The organism is Bradyrhizobium sp. 155 (genome assembly GCF_023101105.1).
Taxonomy (GTDB): Bacteria; Pseudomonadota; Alphaproteobacteria; order Rhizobiales; family Xanthobacteraceae; genus Bradyrhizobium; species Bradyrhizobium canariense_D.
On sequence record NZ_CP064704.1, the window covers coordinates 3,966,491 to 3,985,645 of the forward strand.

The 19,155-nt window shown below is 65.4% G+C and carries 12 protein-coding genes; 2 read left to right on the plus strand and 10 right to left on the minus strand.

The window, feature by feature from the left end:
• Positions 1-27 precede the first annotated feature (27 nt).
• Genes IVA93_RS19330 through IVA93_RS19345 form a run of 4 tightly spaced genes read right to left on the minus strand, consistent with a single transcriptional unit; the run spans position 28 to position 4,541 of the window.
• On the minus strand, positions 28-765 hold the full coding sequence (locus IVA93_RS19330; RefSeq protein ID WP_018457791.1) for an amino acid ABC transporter ATP-binding protein: 738 nt from the start codon (positions 763-765) through the stop codon (positions 28-30).
• Positions 766-776: 11 nt separating this feature from the next.
• Positions 777-2,297, minus strand: a complete 1,521-nt coding sequence (locus tag IVA93_RS19335; RefSeq protein ID WP_247452924.1) for an amino acid ABC transporter permease — start codon at positions 2,295-2,297, stop codon at positions 777-779.
• Positions 2,294-3,499, minus strand: a complete 1,206-nt coding sequence (locus IVA93_RS19340; RefSeq protein WP_247541571.1) for an amino acid ABC transporter permease — start codon at positions 3,497-3,499, stop codon at positions 2,294-2,296. Before IVA93_RS19340 ends, IVA93_RS19335 begins: the two co-directional genes overlap by 4 nt.
• Positions 3,500-3,524: 25 nt before the next feature.
• Positions 3,525-4,541, minus strand: coding sequence for an amino acid ABC transporter substrate-binding protein (locus IVA93_RS19345; RefSeq protein WP_018457788.1), 1,017 nt, complete (start codon positions 4,539-4,541; stop codon positions 3,525-3,527).
• A gap of 395 nt (positions 4,542-4,936) precedes the next feature.
• Between IVA93_RS19345 and metC the strand changes: the two genes are divergently transcribed.
• The gene (metC, locus tag IVA93_RS19350; protein ID WP_018457787.1) at positions 4,937-6,121 is read left to right on the plus strand and encodes a cystathionine beta-lyase; all 1,185 of its coding nucleotides are present in this window, start codon (positions 4,937-4,939) and stop codon (positions 6,119-6,121) included.
• Between the two features lie 133 nt (positions 6,122-6,254).
• Positions 6,255-7,946, plus strand: a complete 1,692-nt coding sequence (locus tag IVA93_RS19355; RefSeq protein WP_247789207.1) for a Na/Pi cotransporter family protein — start codon at positions 6,255-6,257, stop codon at positions 7,944-7,946.
• A 6-nt stretch (positions 7,947-7,952) separates the two neighbouring features.
• Here IVA93_RS19355 and IVA93_RS19360 read toward each other — a convergent pair whose 3' ends face one another.
• From IVA93_RS19360 to IVA93_RS19385, 6 genes are all read right to left on the minus strand, one after another.
• The gene (locus IVA93_RS19360; protein WP_007591223.1) at positions 7,953-8,291 is read right to left on the minus strand and encodes a lipid-A-disaccharide synthase N-terminal domain-containing protein; all 339 of its coding nucleotides are present in this window, start codon (positions 8,289-8,291) and stop codon (positions 7,953-7,955) included.
• On the minus strand, positions 8,288-9,034 hold the full coding sequence (locus tag IVA93_RS19365) for a glycosyltransferase family 2 protein (protein WP_018457785.1): 747 nt from the start codon (positions 9,032-9,034) through the stop codon (positions 8,288-8,290). Before IVA93_RS19365 ends, IVA93_RS19360 begins: the two co-directional genes overlap by 4 nt.
• Positions 9,035-9,098: 64 nt before the next feature.
• Positions 9,099-9,944, minus strand: a complete 846-nt coding sequence (locus IVA93_RS19370) for a phosphatase PAP2 family protein (protein WP_085385250.1) — start codon at positions 9,942-9,944, stop codon at positions 9,099-9,101.
• A 1-nt stretch (position 9,945) separates the two neighbouring features.
• Positions 9,946-11,688, minus strand: a complete 1,743-nt coding sequence (locus IVA93_RS19375) for an ArnT family glycosyltransferase (protein ID WP_026233442.1) — start codon at positions 11,686-11,688, stop codon at positions 9,946-9,948.
• A 50-nt stretch (positions 11,689-11,738) separates the two neighbouring features.
• The gene (pbpC, locus tag IVA93_RS19380; protein ID WP_018457782.1) at positions 11,739-13,847 is read right to left on the minus strand and encodes a penicillin-binding protein 1C; all 2,109 of its coding nucleotides are present in this window, start codon (positions 13,845-13,847) and stop codon (positions 11,739-11,741) included.
• Positions 13,848-13,942: 95 nt separating this feature from the next.
• On the minus strand, positions 13,943-19,147 hold the full coding sequence (locus IVA93_RS19385) for an alpha-2-macroglobulin family protein (protein ID WP_247541569.1): 5,205 nt from the start codon (positions 19,145-19,147) through the stop codon (positions 13,943-13,945).
• Positions 19,148-19,155: the final 8 nt, after the last annotated feature.

The window sequence follows — 19,155 nt, forward strand, 5'->3', positions numbered from 1 at the left end:
CCCGCGACGCCACCGGATTGCAGGTGCTCAGCGCAGGATCTGGCTCAGGAACAGTTTTGTTCGGGCGTGCTGTGGGGCCGCGAAGAACTCGTTGGGCGTGTTGGCTTCGATGATCTGGCCCGCGTCCATGAACACCACGCGGTTGGCGACCTCGCGGGCAAAGCCCATCTCGTGGGTGACCACCAGCATGGTCATGCCCTCCTCGGCAAGGTCGACCATGGTGTCCAGCACCTCCTTGACCATTTCGGGGTCGAGCGCCGAGGTCGGCTCGTCGAACAGCATCACCTTCGGGTTCATCGTCAGCGCGCGGGCGATCGCGACGCGCTGCTGCTGACCGCCGGACATCTGTCCCGGAAACTTGTTGGCCTGGTGCGGGATCTTGACCCGCTCCAGAAACTTCATCGCCGCAGCCTCGGCGTCCTTCTTGGGGATGTTGCGCACCCAGATCGGCGCCAGCGTGCAATTGTCCAGCACGGACAGGTGCGGAAACAGGTTGAAGCTCTGGAACACCATGCCGACTTCGCGCCGCACCGCATCGACGTGCTTGAGGTTCGGCCCGAGCTCGATGCCGTCAACGACGATCTCGCCTTCCTGAAACTCCTCGAGCGCGTTGATACAGCGGATCAGCGTCGACTTGCCCGAGCCGGAGGGGCCGCAGATCACGATGCGCTCGCCCTTCTCGACCGTAAGGTCGATGTCGCGCAGCACGTGAAACTCGCCGTACCATTTGTTCAGGCCGGAAATCTTGACGATGGGGTCGGACATGGTGACCTCGATCAGTTGCGGCGGTGAGCGTTGAGGCGGTGCTCGACGAAGAGCGAGTAGCGTGACATTCCAAAGCAGAAGATGAAGTAGATGATCCCGGCGAAGGCGAACCCGGTGAAAGCGGTCGATGGCGACGACCATTTCGGATCCGAGAACGACGCCCGCAGCGAGCCGAGGAGATCGAACAGCGCCACGATCGAGACCAGCGAAGTGTCCTTGAACAGCGAGATGAAGCTGTTGACGAGGTTCGGAATGACGTGGCGTAGCGCCTGCGGCAGCACGATCAGCGAGGTCGTCTTCCACCAGGACAGCCCCAATGCCGCGGCCGCCTCGCCCTGCCCGCGCGGGATCGCAGCCAGCCCGCCGCGGACGTTCTCGGCCTGATAGGCGCCCGTGAACAGAGAGATTCCAATCAGCGCACGCACGAGACCATCGACCGTGAAATTGCCCGGCAGAAACAGCGGCAGCATGTAGGTGGCAAAGAACAGCACGGTGATCAGCGGCACGCCGCGCCAGAACTCGATGAAGGCGATCGAGAAGATCCGGATCAACGGAATGGTCGAGCGGCGGCCAAGCGCCAGCGCAATGCCGATCGGCAGCGAGGTGACGATGCCGGTGACGGAGACCACCAGCGTCACCAGAAGTCCGCCCCACAGGTTCGTCTGCACGATCGGCAGTCCGCCGTGATCGAGCCCCATCAGCTTGATCACGATTGCGATGGCGGCGAAGGTGACGATGCTGGATGTGAGGGCCCGCCCCCCGGTGCGGAGGCCGCCGCCGAGAACGAAGGCGATCAGTGAGACGATCGCGGCAGTGATGGCGAAATCGGCCCAGACCGACTGGCCTGTCCCCTGCAACTGGTCACGCAGCCAGGTCAGCGGAAAGATCAGCCAGTAGATCGCGGTACCCACGAGCACGATGACATTGCCGACGACCCACAACAGCGGTGCGGCAGAGGAGGTCTTGCCGAGACCGAGCAGAGCCTGCCCGGCGCCGATGATGCTGTTGTCGAACAATTGCAGCAGGTCAGCGGTCCAGCTCAGGCCAAATCCCTTGATGCCGCCGCCATGCAGCAGAAAGAATGCGACCACCGGAAACGCAAGGAAGAACAGGCCAGCGTTCAATCCTTTCGACGGCAGTCGCGGAATGAGCAACGGCACCAACAGGACTACTGACAACACGAGCGTGAGGTTGACCCGCCAGCGTTCGGCTTCGGGGTAGAAGCCGTAGATCAGTTGCGGCAGCTTGGCCTGGATGTAGGGCCAGCAGGCGCCGACCGTAAAGCCGGCGTTCTCGGCGAGGCAGGCCGTGCGATCCTTGCCGGTCCAGACTGCATCGACCATCAGGAATTTGACGGAAGGAATGATGGTGAACCAGAGCAGCAAGGCGCCGACGATCGTGAGCAGGATGTTGGTCGGCGAGTTGAACAGGCGCGTCCGCACCAGGCCGACGAAGCCCGTGGTCTTCACCGGCGCGGGACGCTCATCCAGAAGATCCCGGCGAACGAAACTGGACGAGGTGATATCGCTCATGCGCCGAGACTCCGGCTGACGCGCCAACCGTAGACGCTCATGACGGCGCTGGTGATCAGCGAGATCAGGAGATACACGCCCATCGTCATGGCGATGATCTCGATGGCCTGCCCGGTCTGGCTCAGCGACGTGCCGGCGAACACGGAGACGAGGTCGGGATAGCCGATCGCGACGGCCAGCGACGAATTCTTGGTGAGATTGAGGTACTGGTTGGTCAGCGGCGGAACGATGACACGCATCGCCTGCGGCACGACGACCAGGCGGAGCGTCGTGCCGCGGCTCAGGCCCAGCGACGATCCCGCCTCCATCTGTCCGCTGTGGACGGAGAGGATGCCCGCGCGCACGATCTCGGCAATGAAGGCGGCCGTATAGGTCGACAAGGCCAACGTGAGCGCCACGAACTCCGGGATGATCCGCGAGCCACCGGCGAAATTGAAACCCTTGAGCTGCGGCAGCTCGAAGCTGAAGGGCAGACCCGCTACCAGCATGGTGACGAGCGGCAGTCCGAACAGCAGGCCCAGCACATAGGGCCAGATCCGGATCACCTGACCCCGCTGGAACAGCGCCCGGCGCGCACGGATGCGCAACGCCACCGAAGCCACAATGCCGAGGGCCAGCACCGCCAGAAACGCCTCGAAGCCGCTCTCGCCGATCGGGCGGGGAATGACGAGACCGCGATTGCTGACGAAAGCTATGCCGAGCAGCGAAATGCTCTGTCGTGGATTGGGCAAGGCCGCGAGCACCGCCAGGTACCAGAACAGGATCTGGAATAGCAGCGGCAAGTTGCGGATGATCTCGACATAAATTTCGCCAATGCGCGCGAGCAGCCAGTTGGGCGACAGCCGGCACAGCGCGACGATGAAGCCGATCAAGGTGGCGAACACAATGCCCACCACCGAGACCACGAGCGTGTTGAGGAGCCCGACCAGGAATACGCGCAGGAACGTGTCCGAGCCGGTATACGAGATCAGCGTCTGATTGACGTCGAAACCGGCGTTGTTCGCGAGGAAGCCGAAGCCGGCGGCAATATGCTGGTTCTCGAGGTTGGCGCGGGCGTTGGAGACGATTTCATAGGCAATCCAGCCCAGGATCGCAGCGAAGGCAAACTGGACGGCGATGCCGTTCCAGCCTGTCTTGCCCCCCAGCACCCGCCTGATCTTCAGCGCGATCTGGGGCGGGGGTTTGCGAGCCTCGATGCTCATCGCCGCGAGCGCGGGTCAGGCCGGATCAGCGGATCGGCGGGGCGTATTGGAGACCGCCCTTGTTCCAGAGATTGTTGAGACCCCGATTGATACCGAGCGGCGAGCCTGCGCCGACATTGCGGTCGAACACTTCGCCGTAATTGCCGACGGCCTTCACGATGCGCACCACCCAATCCTTGCTTATGCCGAGCTGTTCACCGAAATTGCCATCGGTACCCAGAACGCGCTTCAGTTCAGGATTTTCCCCTTTCGCCTTTTCGTCGACGTTTTTCGCGGTCACGCCGAGCTCTTCGGCGGTGATCATGGCAAACAGCGTCCATTTCACGATGTCGAACCATTGGTCGTCGCCGTGGCGCACCATCGGACCGAGCGGCTCCTTCGAGATGATTTCCGGGAGCACCATGTGATCGCCGGGATTGGCAAGCTTCAGGCGGTTGGCGTACAGGCCCGACTGGTCGGTGGTGAAGACGTCGCAGCGCCCGGCCTCGTAGGCCTTGACCGTTTCGTCGTTGGTGCCGAACGCGATCACCTCGTACTTCATGTTGTTGGCCTTGAAGTAGTCGGCGAGATTCTGCTCGGTCGTGGTGCCGGTCTGGACGCAGACCGACGCGCTGTTGAGCTCGAGCGCCGAGTTCACCTTGAGCGACTTCTTCACCATGAAGCCCTGCCCGTCATAATAGGTCACGCCGGTGAAGTTGGCGCCGAGCGAGGTGTCGCGCGAGATGGTCCAGGTGGTGTTGCGCGACAGCACGTCGACTTCGCCGGATTGCAGCGCCGTGAAACGGTCCTTGGCGGAGAGCGGCACGTATTTGACCTTGGTCGGATCGTTGAAGATCGCCCCGGCGATCGCGCGGCAGACGTCGACATCAAGCCCGGTCCAGTTGCCCTTGTCGTCCGGCGAGGAGAAGCCGGGCAGGCCCTGGCTGACACCGCAGGACAGCATGCCGCGGTCCTTGACGGTCTTGAGCGTTTGCGCATCGGCGGCTTGGGCAGTCAGGCCGGCGGCGAGAGCGAGAGAGAGAGCCAGGGTTACGCGTTTCATGGGCTTTGGGCCTTTCAAAGTCGTCTCAAGGTCAGGAACGTTGTCTTTGCGATCGCCTCTGCCAGGGCTAGCCGTCTCAAGACCAGCCCTGCAAGAGTCATGCTGGAAATCCTTGCCGATCACCCGCCGATCCCGGGAGGCCCTGCCTTAATCCCCGCCGACAGGCGCCCGCCGTTACGGCTGTGGCGCTTGGTCCGGTCAGGCGATGGATCGAAGGTCGCGGCAGGCCCCTCAACATGCGGCGACTGAATAGCACCTGCGATAACAGAACGACTGGCCTGCCGGGTCAAGGGGTTGACGGGACTCTTCTGTGTTCTGTTATTAACGACAGCGGCCTTTCGGCCAGCCCGCGGGCGCAGCGTGCCTGGTGGAAACGCGCTTTTGAAAGCAGACGCATGGATTCCTCACCCCCCTCCGAACAGCACGCCGAGACCCGGCTGGTCACCTCCGGCCGCGACACCAAGGCGCAGAAGGGGTTTGTCAATCCTCCGGTGTTCCACGGCTCGACCGTGCTCTATCCGACCGCCGAGGACCTGCACGCCCATCGCGGCGAGTTCACCTATGGCCGCCATGGTTCCCCCACCACCAAGGCGTTCCAGGAGACGCTGATGACGCTAGAGGGGCCGCAATGCGCCGGCGTCGGCATCGTGCCGTCGGGTTTGTCGGCGATCTCGACCACCCTGCTCTCGGTGCTGAAGGCCGGCGACCACATCCTGGTCTGCGATAACGTCTATCGGCCCTCGCGCAATTTCTGCAACGGCATGCTCACCCGCTACGGCGTCGAGACCACCTATTTCGATCCGATGATCGGCGCCGGCATCGACAAGCTGTTCAGGCCCAACACAAGCGCTGTGCTGGTCGAGGCGCCAGGCTCGCAGTCGTTCGAGATGCCAGACATCCGCGCCATCGCCGAGGTCGCGCATGCCCGCGGCGCGATCGTCATCGACGACAACACCTGGGCGACGCCGCTCTATCACCGCTCGCTCGAACAGGGCGTCGACATCAGCATGCAGGCCGCCACCAAATATATCGGCGGTCATTCCGACATCATGTTCGGCACCATCTCGGCCAATGCCAGGGCATGGCCGCAGATCGCCGAAGGCATCCGCCTGCTCGGCGTCTGTGCCGGTCCCGATGACGTCTTCCTGGCACTGCGCGGCCTGCGTACGCTGTCGGTGCGGCTGGCGCAGCATCATCGCTCCGGGCTCGACATGGCGCGCTGGCTTGCGAGCCGTCCCGAGGTCGCGCGCGTGCTGCATCCGGGGCTCGAGACCGATCCGGGTCATGCGATCTGGAAGCGCGACTTCACCGGCGCTTCGGGCCTGTTCAGCATCGTCTTGAAGCCGGCGCCGCAGAAGGCGGTCGACACCATGCTCGATACGCTCAAACTGTTCGGCATGGGCTTTTCCTGGGGCGGCTTCGAGAGCTTGGCGATTCCCTTCGATTGCGACGCCTATCGCACCGCCACGACATGGTCGCCGGGCGGCCCGACGCTGCGTCTGCATATCGGGCTCGAAAGCGTCGACGACCTCAAGGCCGACCTCGATCGCGGCTTCGCTGCCCTCAAGGCAGCAATGTGAGCCTGCTCACAAGGCATCACGCCGTGGGAACGTGCAGAAGCCGCAAACGTTAACGCCGACGCGCCAACGAATGGTTTGAACCTCAAGCATTTGGCGCTAGCCTCACCAATCGACTCCAATCCGGACACGGAGCATGGGAACGTTGGTACTGCTCGATCTGATGGGCGGCGTGGCGCTGTTGCTGTGGGGCCTGCACATGGTCCACAGCGGGATTCTGCGCGCCTTTGGCCCGGACTTGCGACGGCTCCTCGGCAAGGCGCTTGGTAACCGCTTCAACGCGTTCGCCGCCGGTCTCGGCCTTACTGCCCTGCTCCAGAGCAGCACCGCGACCGCGCTGCTCACGAGTTCGTTCGCAGCCGAGGGCTTGCTCAGCCTGGTCACCGCGCTCGCCATCATGCTCGGCGCCAATGTCGGCACGACGTTGATCGTGCAGGTGCTGTCGTTCAACATCGCCGCCGTCGCGCCGGTCCTGTTCGTGCTCGGACTGGTCGCCTTCCGCGTGGGTCCACGCTCACGGATCAAGGACGTTGGCCGTGTCTTGATCGGCCTCGGGCTGATGCTGCTGTCGCTGCACATCCTGCTCGACACGCTGGCGCCGGCCGAGAACGCGACGGGCGTCCGCATCGTGATGTCCTCCATCACGGGCGATCCCGTTCTGTGCATCGTGATCGCGGCGCTCGTCACCTGGGCGGTGCATTCGAGCGTCGCCAGCGTGCTGCTGATCATGTCGCTCGCCTATTCGCAGTTCATCTCGCCTTACGCGGCGCTCGCACTGGTGCTTGGCGCCAATCTCGGCAGCGCCATCAATCCCGTATTCGAAGGCGCCAAGCGTGACGATCCCGCCAGTTATCGCCTGCCGGTGGGCAATCTCGTCAACCGCGTGATCGGGATCGCCTTGGTCCTGCCCTTCCTGGGCCCGATCGCCGAGCACATGCACGCCTGGCAGCCCGATCTCGCCAGGATGACGGCGGCGTTTCATATCGCCTTCAACGTCGGCACGGCCATCATCTTCATCGGCCTGCTCGATACCGTGTCGCGCCTGTTGACCCGGCTCCTGCCCGATCGTGTTCAGGAGGCCGATCCGGCCCGGCCGCGCTATCTCGACGAAACCGCGCTGGAGTCGCCGTCGCTGGCGCTGGCCGATGCCGGCCGCGAAACCCTGCGCATGGGCGATCTCGTCGAGTTCATGCTGCGCAAGGTGATGGCGGCGATGATGAGCGGCGACCGTGCGCTGGTCGACCAGGTCTCGAAGATGGACAACATCGTCGACGGCCTCGACGAAGCCATCAAGCTCTACGTGACTAAACTCATGCGCGGCAGCCTCGACGAGAGCGAGGGCCGGCGCGCGATGGAGATCATCTCCTTCGCCATCAATCTGGAACATATCGGCGATATCATCGACAAGAGCCTGAGCGAGCTCGCGACCAAGAAGATCAAGCGTCGCTTCCAGTTCTCGCCCGAGGGCGCCGAGGAGCTCGCCGCCTTCCACAAGCGCACGATGGATTCGCTGCGCATCGCCTTCGGCGTCTTCATGTCGGGCGACGCCAACGAGGCGCGCAAGCTGCTGGTGGAGAAGACTGCGCTGCGCAATACCGAGCTTGCCGCCGTCGAGCGCCACCTCGACCGCCTGCGCGAGGGCCGCCCCGAGACAATCGAAACCACGTCGCTGCATCTCGACGTGCTGCGGGACCTGCGCCGCATCCACTCGCATATCTGCTCGGTCGCCTATCCCGTGCTCGACGCGGCCGGGGAGCCCCATCGCAGGCACGAAGCGGAGACCGCCGCCCTGCCCGCGCCGGGCGCGGCGTCCGCGTTGCCGCGCTAGCCTGGATCAGCGCTCCAGCGTCTTTGACGCGCGGCCGCGGTTCTTCACAATCAACATGATGTTACGGATATAGATGATGGTCGCGAGCGCCTGGCCGAGGATGATGACAGGCTCGCGCTTGACGACGCCATAGACCAGCGTCATCAGCCCGCCGCCCATCGAGCAGAACCAGAACGCCATCGGCACCACGCTGTTGCCGGCGCGCTCGCTCGCGATCCACTGCACCAGGAAGCGTGCCGTGAAGAACAGCTGCGCGACGAGGCCGAACGCGAGCCAGAAGTCGAACTTGGCCACGAAGACATCGTAGAAATAATTGCTCAGCGCCTGACCGTATTGGATGATCATGCCGTCACCTCAGTCACATCCGGCGTCGGCTTCTTGCGGCGGATCAGCCACCAGACGCCCACGAGATCCATGATCCCGATCCACAGCCGGTCGAAGAAACCGTAGTTTGACACGCCGGAGCGGCGCGGACGGTCGATCACGTCGACATAGGCGATCTCGTAACCCTCGCGGCGCACCAGCGCCGGCAGGAAGCGGTGCAGCCCGTCGAAATAGGGCATCATCAGGAACACCTCGCGCCGGAACGCCTTCAGGCCGCAGCCGGTGTCGCGCGTACCGTCCTTCAGGATCGCGTTGCGGACGCCGTTGGCGACACGTGACTGGAATTTCTTGAAGCCGGTATCCTTGCGGCCGACGCGTTGTCCAGCCGCAAGTCCGACCTTGCTTCCGTTCTCGACAGCCGAAATCAGGTCCGGCAGGAAGGCCGGATTGTTCTGGCCGTCGCCGTCGAGCGTCGCCACGATCGCGCCGCGTGCCGCACGCACCCCGCTGCGCACGGCCGCGGATTGGCCGCCTGATCTGGCATGGCGCAGCTGGCGCAGATTGTCCCGCTGCTTCATGACCGCGCCAAGCCGTTCGCCGGTCGCGTCCGTCGAACCGTCATTGACGTAGATGATCTCATAGGCCCAGCGGCCGTCGAGCGCCGCGCCGATCTCCTCGATCAGCGGCACGATGTTGTCGGCTTCGTTGCGCACGGGAACGACGATGGAAACCGAGGGCTGGAAAACCGAAGGCTGGGACGACAAATCGAAGCTCGTGGTTGGAATTGGCTTGGCTTAAGGAACCGGCGGTCCCGGCAGGCAGCCGCTTTTATGGGGCGGATGCCCCGTGGGCAACCCTTTTGAGGCGGCCTGAGACTGCCCCCGCAAGAGGCACAATGGTCCCGTCGGCACGGATGGCAAAGCCGAGCCTGCGGGCCGCGAACCAGTAGCGCACCGCCATCGCGCCGACCATGCCGACCAGGGCGCCGGCCACCACGTCACTCGGGTGGTGCGCAAGCAGCACCAGTCGCGTCAGCAGGATCACGATCGCGTAAGTGAACATGAACACGCGCAGGCGCGGCCACAGCGCCGAGACCGCAAACGCCAGGGCGAACGCCGTCACTGCATGCCCCGACGGCAAGCTGGCATAGGCCCCGGTCCCCTCGAACGGGATGAAGTTGAAGGGATTGGCCTTGCCGCCGACAAACGGACGTCCGCGGCCGATGAGATATTTCAGGATCTCGGCGACGAATATCGGCACGGCAACAGACAGAAACACGAACTGCAGCCGCGTGCCGAGGCCGAGCAGCAATGCGCGGCTTGTGCCGTGCAATCCCGCCGCAACCAGCACCAGCACCACCAGCACACCCCCGAGCACCGAGAGCACATACTCGTCCTTGCCGAAATCGGTGAGGATGCGGATCGGCCACAGGCCTGGCGTGCCACGCGGCGGCATCAGCTGGATCTCGGTCAGGTCGAACACGACCATCAGCGCGATGACCAGGGCTGCACCTGCAGCACTCAGCCAAAGCGAATGCCGCGCCAGCTTTCGCGCGGCCTCGGCGCGGCGCGAATGCGAGGGCGTGCGCACGAGCTGTGCCAGGGCGCGCCCCGAGAGCGTGAGCAATTGTGCGGGATAGCTCGCGCGCGGCGAGATGTCGGTTGGTGCCGACATCCTACTCGGTGCCTTCCGAGCGGAAGATCGAGATCGAGATCGCGCGCCCTTGCGAGAAATTGTAGCCGTCGATGCGGGTGCCAACCTTGTAGCGCAGCCCGATCGCCTCGGCGCGCTGCACGAAGCCGCGCTCCGAACGCTGCTCGATCAGCGCGAAACGGCAGCTCCCCTGCCGCAGGAAATCCGCCGCACCCGAACCGTCGGTGAGCAGCGTCTGCGTACCCGTCAGAAAGACCAGGCTCGGCTCGTGATAGCCGGCCGCGGCCGCCTTCGGGCCCACGCAGGTGACGTTGCGAAGGGCGCGTGCGATCTCGATGCTCGGAAACAGCGGCGTCAGCGACGGCAGCACGATGCCGTAGACCGTTAGCGCGAGCATCAGGGCTGCGACCAGCGCGTTGAGCAGCGAGCGCTCGGCGTGATTGTTGTCGTGAAGCCACCAGGCGAACAGGCCAAAGATCAGCGAGGCCGCGATGAACGGCCATGCCACGAAAGCAGGCTGCCGCGTCAGCATCACCGCGCCGACGACCGCGATGATCGAGCCGCCCACGGGGATTGCGAACCACCATGCCGAGCCGCGCATCAGCCAGGACCACGACAGCACCCGCCGCTCGAGCGCGCCCGCGGTGAGGATCGCGATCGCAGGATACAGCGGCAGCACGTAATGGGGCAGCTTGGTCAGCACCACCTCGAACACGATCCAGGACGGGACCAGCCAGGCCAGCAGGAATTGCGCGCCGGGCTCGCGCCGCGCGCGCCAGACCGCGGGCGCGGCCATCGCCGCGAGCGGCGCGCCGGGCCAGAACGTGATCCAGAACAGCACCAGATACAGTCCGGGCGGCGCGCCGTGGGATTCCTGCGCGCCCAACTTGCTCAACATGTCGCCGCCGACGGAATCGGCGAAGAAGGCATCGCCCGCGCGCCAGAAGATCGCGACGAACCAGGGCAGCACCAGCACCAGCATCCACATCAGGCCCCAGAGCGGGCGCAGCTTCCACAGCCAGGAGGCATCGCGGTCCTGGATCGCGAGCGCGATGATGGTCAGGCCTGCGAACATCAGGATCAGCGGGCCCTTGATCAGGATGCCGACAGCGAGAGCCGTCCAGAAGATCGCGGGCCAGCTCCAGGGCGGATGGGTCTCGTCCTCGGCGCGCTGCCACGACAGATACGCCCGTGCCATCGCGCCCATCGCGGCGACCACGCAGAACAGCAGCATGGCGTCGGTCTTCGCAAGCCGCGCCTCGACGCCGAGCAGCACGGAGGCGCACATCAGAAGTGCTGCAAGCACCGCGGCGCGCCGCGTGACGAAGCCGAGCGCCGTCCAATAGGTCATGAGCACGGCGCCTATCGCGCCGATCAGCGAGGGAAGCCGATAGACCCAGATGCGCAATTCGGCCCGCGGCAGACCGAGCGCCGATGCCGTCTCGACCGCGGCCGATTGCAGCCAGTAGATGCCGACGGGCTTCTTGTAGCGGACGTCTTCCTGGAAGCGGATGTCGACATAATCGCCGCTCTCGACCATCTGCTTGGTGGCCTGCGCAAAGCGCGCCTCGTCGCGATCAACCGGCGGAATCGTAAAGAAGCCCGGCAGGAATAGCAGCAGCGCGCACAGCAGCAGGAAGGCGACCGCGCGGACGTGGCTGGCCGTGGCGATGTCGAACATGGACACGAGCCGGCTGCCCGGATTCACCGGGGATTTCGGCTCGCGGGGAGCTCCAAAACGGGGTGTTGGATAGGTCTCGGCCATCGGTTCCGCTTACGCTGAAACCGCCATCGCCACAACCGCTTGAGGCAGGGTCACTGAATTCGAATGACAACTGTGTCCGCGGCGCCCGTGGCATCGATGACGGTCAGCCGCGCAAAGCCCGGACCGGGCGGATCGATCAGCCGCTGGCGCCGTCCGTCGATCTCGCCCTGCGCCGTTCCGTTAACCATGACGGTCATGGGCAGAACGCCGCCGGCGACCTTGACCGGCATGGCTGCGCCGCCCTCGCCACCTGAGCGATCGACGTCGATCCGCGAGCCGTTCAGCGGAAACTGGATGTGCAGGGCCTGCTCGCCCCCGGTCCGCACCAGATCCCCGACCGGGCGGAACCGCCTCAAGGGCAATGGCAGCTTGGCGTTGCTGGCCACGAGAGTTCCTTTCGGCGGCTTCGGCAACGGCAGGAGCGTCTTGCCGGTGCGGGCGAAGGCGTCGAACAGGATCGGCGCGGCGGCAACCCGACCGATCAGGCCCGGAACCGGCGCGCCATCGGGCCGGCCAACCCAGACCCCGATGGTCATGCGCCCGTCGAAGCCCATCGACCAGGCATCGCGGTAGCCGTAGGAGGTGCCGGTCTTGAAAGCGATGCGGTTATGAGCCGCGTTCTCCGGCGGCGGGGTACCGAGCAGCACATTGCCCACTTGCCAGGCCGCGACCTGATCGAGCAGCCGCAGCGGCTCGCGCTCGTCCCCGTCGCTCATGATCTCGCGCAGCGGCTTGGTGGTGCCGAGCCGGGCGAAGCCCGCATAGAGCTGGGCGAGGTCCTGCAGCGTCACGCCGACGCCGCCAAGGCCCATGGCAAGTCCCGGCGCCTCGTCTTTGGGCAGAACCAGATTGCCACCGGCCTGACGCAGCCGCGAGGCCAGCCGGCTCGCGCCGACGCGGTCGAGCAGCACGATCGCGGGCACGTTTAACGACAGCTGCAGCGCCTTCTTCACCGGCACCGTGCCCTGAAACGTCATGTCGAAATTTTCCGGCGCGTAGGAGCCGAAGCGCACGGGCCGATCGTCGATCAGACTGTCCGGATGAACAAAACCGTCCTCGAAGGCCAGCCCGTAGATGAAGGGTTTCAGCGTCGAGCCCGGCGAGCGGATGGCGCGGGTCATGTCGACCTGCCCTGCCCGGCGCTCGTCGAAATAATCGGCCGAGCCGACGCGCGCGAGCACGTCGCCGCTCTCATTGTCGACGACGATGATGCCGACCGAGATGTTCGGCCCCAACGCAATGGCACGATCGCGCGCTAGCGGCTCCAGCACCTTCTGGAGGGTGGCATCGAGCGTCAGCTTGATGACTGGCGCGTCCTTGACCGTCGCAAGCGCCGCATCGGAGGCGTGCGGCGCCAGGATCGGCATCGGCTTGCGCAGTTTCGGCACAGGAACGGCTTTCGCCTGCTTCGCATCGTCGAGGCTGATCTGTTGCTCCTCGACCATGCGGTCGAGCACGCGGTCACGCGCTTTGCGCGCCGCATCGGGATAGCGATCGAGCCTGCGGGTCTCCGGCGATTGAGGCAGCGCGACCAGCAACGCGGCTTCAGCCAGCGACAACCGCTTCGGCTCCTTGCCGAGATAGGCGATCGAGGCAGCGCGAATGCCCTCGAGATTGCCGCCGTAAGGCGCGAGCGCCAGATAGAGGTCGAGGATCTGCTCCTTGCTCAAGCTGCGCTCGATCTCGATCGCACGCACGATCTGCCGCAGCTTTGCATGGAGCGAGCGCTGCCGCCGAGGCTCCATCAGCCGCGCGAGCTGCATCGAGATGGTCGAGCCGCCCGAGACGATGTGGCCGCGCGTCGCAAGCTGAAACGCAGCGCGCCCCAGCGCCACCGGGTCGATGCCGTCATGTGCGTAAAAGCGCTGGTCCTCGTAGGCGAGCAGCAGCTTCAGATAGGTCGGATCGACGTTCGTTTTTGTCTCGACCGGCAGTCGCCAGCGTCCATCCGCCATCGCATAGGCGCGCAGCAGCTTGCCATTCCGATCGACGATGGTGGTGGAAACCTGGCGGGCGTCGTCGAAAGGCAGCGGACCGAGGGAGTAAACCCACGCGACGACGCCGACGATGGTGAGGATGAGCGAGAATGCCAGCGCGGAGAGGACACGCGGGCCCCTGCCCCTTGCTCCGTCATGGCCGGGCTTGTCCCGGCCATCCACGTTCTTGCCTCTCGCACCAAAGTCCGTGGATGCCCGGGACAAGCCCGGGCATGACGGCGGAGCATGTGGCTCCTTGTCGCTCATCCCATCACCACTCACTTCGCCGCCCGCACCTCGACCGTGCCGGTCCCGGTACGGCCGTAGCGCGAGGGATTGTACATGTCCTCGACATAGGCCTGCGGCAGCACGTATTTGCCGGGTGAGACCACACGCACGACGTAGGCCACCGTGAAGACCGCCTTGGAATCCGAGGCCCGATCGACGGCAGCCGTGAAACGATCGTCGCGGAACTCGGTATCTTCGGGCTCTTCGCCATCCTCGATCCAGCCCAGCGTGCCGCTGTCGCCCGACGACACCAGTTTTGGATTGTCGATTTCCAGGCCGGCCGGCAGATAGTCGGACACCATGATGTGGCCGTATTCGGGCTTGGCCTCGGTGATCTTCAGCACCACGGCGAAGCGGTCGTTCCGCTTGACCTTGCTGATATCGGCGGGCTTGCCGTCGAGCGTGAAGAAACTGCGCTCGATCTTGAAGCCGTTCGATGCCGCGGGCTCAGGCGTCACCGGCGACCCCGACACCGAGACCACCGCCTGCACCGGCGCGTCTCCGGTGTTGGTGATCTTCAGCGGCTTGCCTTCCAGAGTGGCGGCCTTGTAGCTGCGGTACAGCGCGGTCTTGACCGGCTGGCCGTCCACCTCCATCGACAGGTTCTCCTTGGCGAGCGCGCGCGCCGCCAGCACCAGCCACGCATTTTCCTGCGTGGAGGTGTAGGGCGTCAGCCCGCGCGCAGTCTCGACCCGCGACACCGCCTGCGTCAGCGTTGCCTTCGGCGCGTTGCCTTCACTGGCAAGCGACACCAGCGCTGCGGCATCGCGGAGCTGCGAGCCGTAGTCGGTGCGGCCGAACTCCAGCACCGGCTTTGGGGCGAGACTGTCGAGGGCTGCGCCATAGACCCGCTCCGCGCGGTTGCGGTCACCGACCAGCGCGAGCGCCGCGGCGAGCTGCGATTTCGCGATGGGAGTGGCGAGGTTGCTCAGCTTGGTGTCGGCGAGATAGCGGAGGTCGCCGATCGGCGCCGCGCCGTTGCGCGCCAGCACATAGAGGCCGTAGGCGAGATCGCGGCCGCCGTCCTTCTCCGGCTCGTTGCCGTTGACGACCGAGTTGCGGATGCGGTCGAGCGCGGTCTTGAACAGCACATCCGGCACCACAAAGCCCTTTTCGCGGGCGCGAGTCAGGAAGTCCGTCACATACGCGTCCAGCCAGGAATCGTCACCGCCTGCCGACCACAGCCCGAACGAGCCGTTCGAGCCCTGGCGGGCCAGCAGCCGCTCGATGGCGTCGCGGATGCGCTGGTCGACCTCGGTGTCCATGGCCAGGTGCGCACCGGCCGCGAGCTCGTTGACATAGAGCAACGGCATGGCGCGGCTGGTGATCTGCTCCGAGCAGCCATAGGGATAGCGGTCAAGTGCTTTGAGGATCGTCGCCGCATCGAGCGCAGTGGACAGGCTGGCCGAGACCGAGACGCTACCGGTGCCCGGCACGAGATCGGCGAACATATCCGAGGTCAACGTCAGGCTCTCACCCTTCGCCAGCGTCCGGATCGAGCGCCGCGCCAGCACTTGCGTCGCCGCCTTGACGTCGAGCGCATAATGGCGCGCCAGCGCCAGGCCATTCGGCCCCTTGATGTCGACGTCGAGTGTCGCCTGCCCCGCCGCCGTCGCGTCGATGGCGAGCGTGAACGAATTCCGCTGCTTGGCGGCAAGCTTGACCGTCGTCGCGGGATTGCCGGTCATTCTCACTGGCCCGCCGGTCTTCACGTTGATGACGTAATCGCCGGCCTGCCCCTCGACATTGTCGATCTCGAGATTGACCGTGCCGTGGTCGCCGTTGAGCAGGAAGCGCGGCAAGGTCGTGGTCAGCACGACAGGGTCGCGGATCACCACGTCCGTGTTGGCGCGACCGAGCTTGGTCGCGGTCCACGCCACCGCCATCACGCGCGCGGTGCCGGCGAACTCCGGAACGTCGAAGCTCACTTCGGCCGTGCCGTCGGCGGCAACGGTGACGATGCCCGAATAGAGCGCGAGCGGCTTTTGCGCGGGCGGCGAGCCCTGGAGCTCGGCGGCACCGGCGTCGCCGCCGGACTTGATCTGCCCGCGCGTGCCCGACATGCCGTCGATGAGTTGCCCATAGAGATCGCGGATCTCCGCGCTCAGGCGGCGCTGGCCGAGATAATAGTCGTCTGGCGCCGGCGGCTTGTAATTAGTGAGGTTGAGGATGCCGACGTCGACCGCGGCGATCACGATCTTGGCGTCCTCGCCCGGATTGAGCCCGTCGAGCTTGACGGGGATCTTCAGCAGCCCATTCGGCCGGATCAGAGCCGGCGGCGTCAGCTTCACCTGCAATGTACGGGTCTGCTTGTCGATACCGAACCATTTGAGTCCGATCGCCCGGCCCGGCATGCGTTGCGCGGCCGCATCGAGCGGACGGCGCAGCGTTGCCACAACATAGGCGCCGGTGCCCCAGTCCTTGCCGACCGGGAGCTTCACCTGGGCGGTGCCTTCCTTGACGTCGATGGTCTGCGTCGTCAGCAGGCGATCGCCGAGCACGTTGACCGTCAGTTTGCCGGCGCTGCGGACGTTGACCGACACGGTCATCGTGTCGCCCGAGGCGTATTGCGGCTTGTCGATCGAGGTCTCCAGGAGGTCCGGCGTGTCGGCGCTGCCGTCGGAATACCAGCCGACGTCGAACTGTACCGAGGTCACGGGCCCGTCGGCGTCGTTCGACTTCACGTCCAACCGGTAGCGGCCGGGCTGTGGGGTCAGCGAAATCCGCGACGGCTTGTCCGCGGCAACTGTCACGTCGCCGTCGGAGACGCGCGAGGTCGATTTGACCGGCTCGTACTCCCAGTAATTGCTCTGGCGATACCATTGGTAGCGCGACTCCATCTTCAGGAGCTCGTAGCGCAGGCCGTCGCGGCGAAGCCTCTCACCCTCGGGCGAGACGAACACAACATCGAACTCGGCCTTGTCGCCCTCGGCGACGTTCTTGTCGCCGAATAGCGGCTTGATGCCGATCATCGCGGCAGCAGGCGCGACCGGCAGCACGATCTTGCGCTCGACGGCGCGGCCGCCGGTCTCGACCATGCGGACGAAGATCTGCGCCTCCTGCGGCCGCGTCGAGGCCGGCTGCTTGTCGAGCGTGACCGGGAAGGTCGCAACGCCGTTGGCGTCGGCTTCCGGCAGGTTCTCCAGCGGCGTGCGCTCGTTCGAGGTGGTCTCCTCGTCGGCGACGCCGAACTGGTAGCCGGCGAAGCCCGGCCGCTCGGACGCGGGCGCGACCAGCATGTCGCCTTCGAGCGCTAGCCCCGAGGCCGGCGCGCCATAGAGGAAATGACCGTCCGCCTTAAGCTCCACTGGAGCGTTAGCTTTGATCAGCTTGTCCTTGGCAGACAAGTCGAATTCGATCCGATCGGGGACGTAGTCCTCGACCATGAAAGTGGTCTCGCCGACCGAAGAGCCCTTCGGATCGGTGAAGGCGCGCACCCGCCAGGTCCCGGTCGGGACGGCCGAGTTGAGCGGCACCGACAAGGTGCGCCCGCCCGCGCCCTGGTCGGACAGCACGGCGCGGCGGAATTCGACGCCATCAGGACGCTCGATCACCAGGGTCATCGGCCCGCCGGTGACGGCGTTGCCCTGCCCGTCGCGCAACAGCGCGGTGAGATAGACGGTCTCGCTGGAGCGGTAGACGCCGCGCTCGGCATAGACGAAAGCGTCGGCGCCCGCAGGCACGGCCCTGCCCGAAACGCCGCGGTCCGACAGGTCGAAGGCGGAGGACTTGAGGCTGAGGAAGGCATAGTCGGCCTTCTCGCCGGTCACGGTGAGCATCGCCGGCGACAGGCCGCCCTCGCCGCGCGCAAGCCCCGCCTCGAACAGCACATGGCCGCTCTCATCGGTCTTGCGGGTGGCCAGGATCTCGTTGTTGCGCGCGACCAGCCGCACCTCGGCTTTGCCGACCGGATCGGTCGAGGCCAGCGAATTCACGAAGACATGGATGCCGTCATTGCCGGAATAGGCCGTGACGCCGAGATCGGAGACGATGAACCATTGGGTGGCGAGCTGATAGTCGTCGTCCGAGCCCGGCCCCTTGGCCGCGGCCGTCATCACATAGACGCCGGGCTGGAGTTCACCAAGCGCCTGGTCGACCGGGAATGCCGTGGTGACGTCCTGGTTGAGCGTCATCGCGGTGGCAAGCTCGCCGGTCCAGACTTTCACGCCGCGCTCGCCGCCGAGATCGCTGAGCTGGTATTTCGACAGGGTCTTCTGGAAATCGCTGTCGACCACCGTGTTGATCAAATTGCGGTCGCCGATCCGGAACACGTTGATGTTGACGGCTGGCGTGTTGACGCTGACGACGGGAATGCCGCGCTGGCCCGTCCTCGGCAGCACATAGGCGCGGCTGGTGAAGCGCACGAAGGGCTTGCGGTCGCGCACATAGACGTTGAACTCGGCCGATTTCGGAAGGCCTTCCTTCACGGTGGACGGCAGGCCGGCGCGCAAATTGATGTTGTAGCGCTCGCCATGCTTCAGCCCGTCGACGCAGAGCTGCTTGGCCTCGGCCGACAGGGCCGGCTTGTCCTGGCCGGCCAGCGCGAGGTACGGCGCGAAATCGGTGCGTTTTGCCAACTCCTCCGAGAACTGGAAGCAGGCGCGCGGACTGGCGGAGTCCGAGTCCACGGTGTAGTCGAGCAGCCGAAAACCGTGCTCGTCGCGCATCTTCTCATATTGGCCGCGGACGTCGGCGACCTCGCGCATGTCGAGCGACAGCCGCAGAGCATCCAGCGCCGGCCGCCACAGCTTGCGTTCGGAAAGAGACTTGCCGAGCACCGCGAGCGCGTCGGCCTCCTCGCCCGCATTCCCGGCGCGCTGGTAGGCGATGTAGGCGGCGGTCGAGGCGCGCTCCAGCAGGAACGTCTGCTCGCTCGAGCTCTTCGGCGATATCTGGAAGATGACCTTTGCCAGCCGCAACCAGTTGCCGGCGTCCTCCGGCGTGGTCGCCGCGATCTGGCCGAGCACCGACAGGCCGGTGCGATAGTCGTTGCGCCGGAAGGCAACATCGGCGTCGGTGCGCAAGCTCGCGCCGGTCTTGGCGACCGGCCCCGCCTCGCCCTTGATCTGCGCCTCCAGCTTGATCGCGGAATCGGCGAGGTCGTCCCGCTTGAAGGCTTTGTCGGCGGCCTGCGCGACGCTAAGGCCGAACGCCAGCGTGGCGCAGAGTGTGACGGCGCGAACAAGACCGATCATGGATGGAC